We start from the raw sequence: 3,878 nt of genomic DNA, 5'->3' as shown, positions 1-3,878 counted from the left end.
CTGCAGTGAATTCTCCCACTCAATAAGCCCCAGCCCTTTTAGGAAAGCTAGCGTATGGCACGACTGAGATTGAAAACGATGGGCCTACTGATGGCCTTGGCGATAGTGGGCATAGCCTGTACCCGTCCCACTCCATCCACCTCAACAGGAACGGACTGTCGGACCATTACCCATGATCTGGGTGAAACAGAGGTCTGTGGTCAACCGCAAAAGGTGGTCACCATTGGTCCAAATTTATTGGAACTCCTACTAGCTCTTGAGGTACAGCCAATTGCCCATGCGGAGTATTTCCCCTTCCCTACTCGCCAATTTGATCAGCCCGATCAGCAAATTCCCTATTTGGGAAAGTACCTGACAGGACAGCCAGATAATGTGGGGACTGCTGAGAGCCCATCCTTAGAAGCGATCGCAAAATTGAAACCCGATTTAATTTTGGCCGACAGCATCAAGAATAAAGATGAATATGAATTGCTGTCCAAAATTGCACCCACCTTACTGTTTGACTACAGTGGTGCAAGGTCTGCGTGGCAGACCGATTTGAAAGCGCTTGGCCAAGCCCTCCAGAAACCTGAAAAAGCCACCGCAGTGACGGCGGAGTCTCAACGGCAAGTTGCCAAATTAAAGCAAGATTTGCAGCCCATCGTGGCTAAGGATCCTAAAGTCTTGCTGCTATTGTCTGAGCAACTGAGCCAGGGCGTGCGCCTAGAAACCGCAAACAGTGCCTGTGGGGCCTTGCTGGAAGACGTTGGGTTTCAGGTAGTGGTCCCGGCTGCTTTGAGCCAATCCCAAGAACCGAGTCATGTGATTTCGTTAGAATCGTTGACCAATCTGGATATGGACTGGATTTTGATCGAAGGCTTCTCCAGCCAAAACCTTGATAAAACGTCCAACCCGGAGGAACAGCAGATCAAAGCCATCAAAACCGAGTGGAGCGAGAATGCGATCGCACAATCACTACCACCCAGCCAAGCAGGGAAGGTCTATTTCACTCCTGTGTACCTATGCCATGCCCTCTTAGGGCCTATTGGCACTGAAATTTTTCTCAAGGACCTACACCAACAACTGGATTCCTCAGCCCTTCAAACAACTAATGGCCTTGCTCGCTATGAACCCTGACGTTTTAAGGAGAGGGTATCAATGAAAGTTCGATGTTCGGTGGTATCCAACTCTTGCTGTACCACTGACAACACCTGTGCCATCTCTCCTGCTAACAAGGCAGGAACAGCCAACCATAATCCTGGAAACACTTGAGAACGAATCACGCCTGTTTCGTCTGCCTGTAGTGGTACATATTCACCCCCCTGCAGGCTAAACCAATCCAGCTTCTGATCTAAAACCTGCCAGACGATATATTCCTGCACCCCATTCCGCCGATAGGCAACTTTTTTGTCGTATGAATCATAGGCTGCAGTACTTGCCGCGACTTCCGCCACTAACTCTGGAGCACCCTCTAGATAGCCATCCTTACTTAACTGGCATTGACCACCAGCTGATGTATTGATCAGCAACACTGCATCGGGTTGTGGTTCATTATCTAAATCTAGTCGCACGGTGGGATTGTCTCCCATCCTCACACCAGGCGTCATTGCCTTGTATATTCCCAGCCATGTCATGAGGTTGCCGTGGGGTTCAGCATGGGGTTCAAATCGCAGAGGTGAGGGCAAATAAACCACTCCTTCTATTAATTCAGCCTTTTTTTGATGAGGCATGGCATGGTAGCGACGTTCAAACTCTGGCCGCGTTAAGCGATCGCCATTCTCTAACGGGAAGATTTGTTCTTGCTCACCCAAAGAGAGTGATTGAGCTAAGGGTGTCATGATCAAGACTCTTTAATCCTGCCGCCATTATATCTTTCCTATTCTGATTGCTTGGCATTTATGCGCACCTTTCTGATCATCTGGCTTGGACAGTTTGCATCACTCCTGGGTTCAGAACTCACCAACTTTGCCATCACTTTGTGGGCCTGGGAAATCACCGGACAAGCGACCCCTTTGTCTTTGATTATGGTGTTCACTCAGATTCCCAAGCTCTTGGTTTCCCCTTTTGCCGGGATCTGGGTGGATCGCTACTCTCGTAAGCATTTAATGCTGCTAGGCGATTTAGTCGCCGGACTGTCTACCATCGCCCTGCTGATGCTGTTTCTCATGGATCATCTGCAGGTATGGCATCTCTATATTTCTGGGGCCATTAACGGCTTATTCGGCTATATCCAAGGGTTAGCCTATTCGGCTTCTCTGAGCTTAATCGTGACCGAAAAACATTATGCCCGTGCCACTGCCCTGGGCTCTGTCCAAATGTCCGGGAGTTATGTTTTGGCTCCGGCTTTAGCGGGTGCTCTCTATGCCGCTACCGGGTTAACAGGGGTTCTCAGTGTCGATATTGTCACTTTTGGTATGGCGATCACCAGTCTAGCCCTGGTCAAAATCCCTCAGCCCTCAGCACAGCCTGCTGAACCACAAACGTCTTGGTCTGCCTTAGCCTTTGGATTACAGTACCTCTGGGTTCGGCCTAGTCTGATGGCTCTATTGAGTTTTTGGATCGTCAATAGCCTGATTGGCAGTACGATATTCGCTATTCTGCCAGCAATGGTTTTAGCTCGGAGCAATAATAACCCGCTGATTTGGGGAACGCTTTTGGCCTTCTTTGGCACGGGCGGTCTCTTAGGAGGACTCACCATTAGTATTAGTGGCGGACCGAAACGCCGTATTCATGGTGTTCTCATTGCCAGTGCCCTGTGGAAGTTCGGCATTATTGTGTTGGCTCTTGCACAGCAAACGGTGACTAAGATTGGCACAGCCCTAGTGTGTGGATTCTGTTCGCCTTTTCCAGAGAGTGCGAGTCAGGCGATTTGGATGTCAAAGGTAGAGCCTGAAGTGCAAGGGCGAGTGTTTGCAACCCAATTTTTGCTGACCCAGTTGAGTAGTCCGATCGGATATGCGATCGCAGGTCCGTTAGCTGATCATTTCTTTGAACCAGCCATGCAGCCCGGTGGGATATTAGCAGGTCTCTTTGGCCCAATTTTTGGCACAGGTTTAGGGGCAGGCATGGCACTTCAGATTTCTATTTTTGCCACCTGCGGAATGTTGCTGGCGATGGGAGGATACTGCGTGCGTCAGCTTAAATTAATAGAAACGCTAGACCATTGAGGCAGTTAAGGAAAGATAGGTACTTGAGTCGATCTCATCCTTCTAAGACCACTAGCAATGCACCAGTCAGTTTTTCTTGGAGGTGTGCTTGATACCTATCTCATCACAAATGTTTAAGACGATAATCACAGCCCATCCGCAAAAGTTGGGTAGAAAATGCGATCGCACAATCTCTAACTGCTAGCGAAGAAGACCAAGTTTACTTTGCCAGATATTACAAATGGAATGGCCTTAATGGTCCTACAGGAGCTAAGCTCATCCTGGAGCAGCCCCGGCAGTTTTTGTTAAAAGATGCTTGAAGGCAAACAGAAACCCTCAACTGAATTACAACTCAGCCCGAGTATTTTGATTGCTTGGCCACGAGAGTAGCAGAAAGTCTCTGTTAAGCTGTGCTTAAATGAGAATAACACTCACTTAGTGTCAAGGCTTTAAACAACAATGGTAATCACGCTAACCGATGCTGATATTACGGACCTGGTTGATGAAGCAGAGCAGAAAGGTGAATTGATCTGTCAACCCATCGAAAATGGGATACATTACAATTTGCCGCAACAGTGGGGGCGGGGCGGCGATCACATTCTGCATCTGCGCCCAGGCCTGGATGTCTATATCCGCAATAGTCGTCTCAGACAGCCCATGCGTTTTGTTCTAGAGCATGAGTCCAACTTCCCACTGGTGGCTAAATTTTATCTATCGGGAACCTCGCGGGTGCAGACCCTCAATGCCACAGAC

At 48.8% G+C, this 3,878-nt stretch carries 3 protein-coding genes and 1 pseudogene; 3 read left to right on the top strand and 1 reads right to left on the bottom strand.

The window, feature by feature from the left end; translation table 11 throughout:
* Positions 1 to 54: 54 nt before the first annotated feature.
* A complete protein-coding gene (locus Q0986_RS17415; RefSeq protein ID WP_299413389.1) occupies positions 55 to 1,116 on the top strand; it encodes an iron-siderophore ABC transporter substrate-binding protein in 1,062 nt (353 codons plus the stop codon).
* On the opposite strand, the gene Q0986_RS17410 is transcribed toward Q0986_RS17415, so the two are convergent.
* A complete protein-coding gene (locus Q0986_RS17410) occupies positions 1,104 to 1,817 on the bottom strand; it encodes a Uma2 family endonuclease (RefSeq protein ID WP_299413386.1) in 714 nt (237 codons plus the stop codon). The two genes, Q0986_RS17415 and Q0986_RS17410, sit on opposite strands and share 13 nt — an antisense overlap.
* A 60-nt stretch (positions 1,818 to 1,877) precedes the next feature.
* Here Q0986_RS17410 and Q0986_RS17405 point away from each other — a divergent pair, with 60 nt between their 5' ends.
* Both Q0986_RS17405 and Q0986_RS17400 read left to right on the top strand, forming a co-directional pair.
* On the top strand, positions 1,878 to 3,146 hold the full coding sequence (locus Q0986_RS17405) for an MFS transporter (RefSeq protein ID WP_299413384.1): 1,269 nt from the start codon (positions 1,878 to 1,880) through the stop codon (positions 3,144 to 3,146).
* 438 nt (positions 3,147 to 3,584) lie between these two features.
* Positions 3,585 to 3,878, top strand: a pseudogene (locus Q0986_RS17400) (AraC family transcriptional regulator); the annotation flags it as partial.

This window comes from Acaryochloris sp. IP29b_bin.148, from assembly GCF_028285565.1.
GTDB lineage: Bacteria > Cyanobacteriota > Cyanobacteriia > Thermosynechococcales > Thermosynechococcaceae > Acaryochloris.
Note: the sequence above shows the minus strand (reverse complement) of the source record. Positions and strands in the feature narration are given on the sequence as shown.

Excerpts from the sequence above, each read along its gene's own strand:
- Q0986_RS17415 (WP_299413389.1), top strand. The coding sequence starts at position 55 with ATGGCACGACTGAGATTGAAAACGATGGGCCTACTGATGGCCTTGGCG.
- Q0986_RS17410 (WP_299413386.1), bottom strand. The coding sequence starts at position 1,817 with ATGACACCCTTAGCTCAATCACTCTCTTTGGGTGAGCAAGAACAAATC.
- Q0986_RS17405 (WP_299413384.1), top strand. The coding sequence starts at position 1,878 with ATGCGCACCTTTCTGATCATCTGGCTTGGACAGTTTGCATCACTCCTG.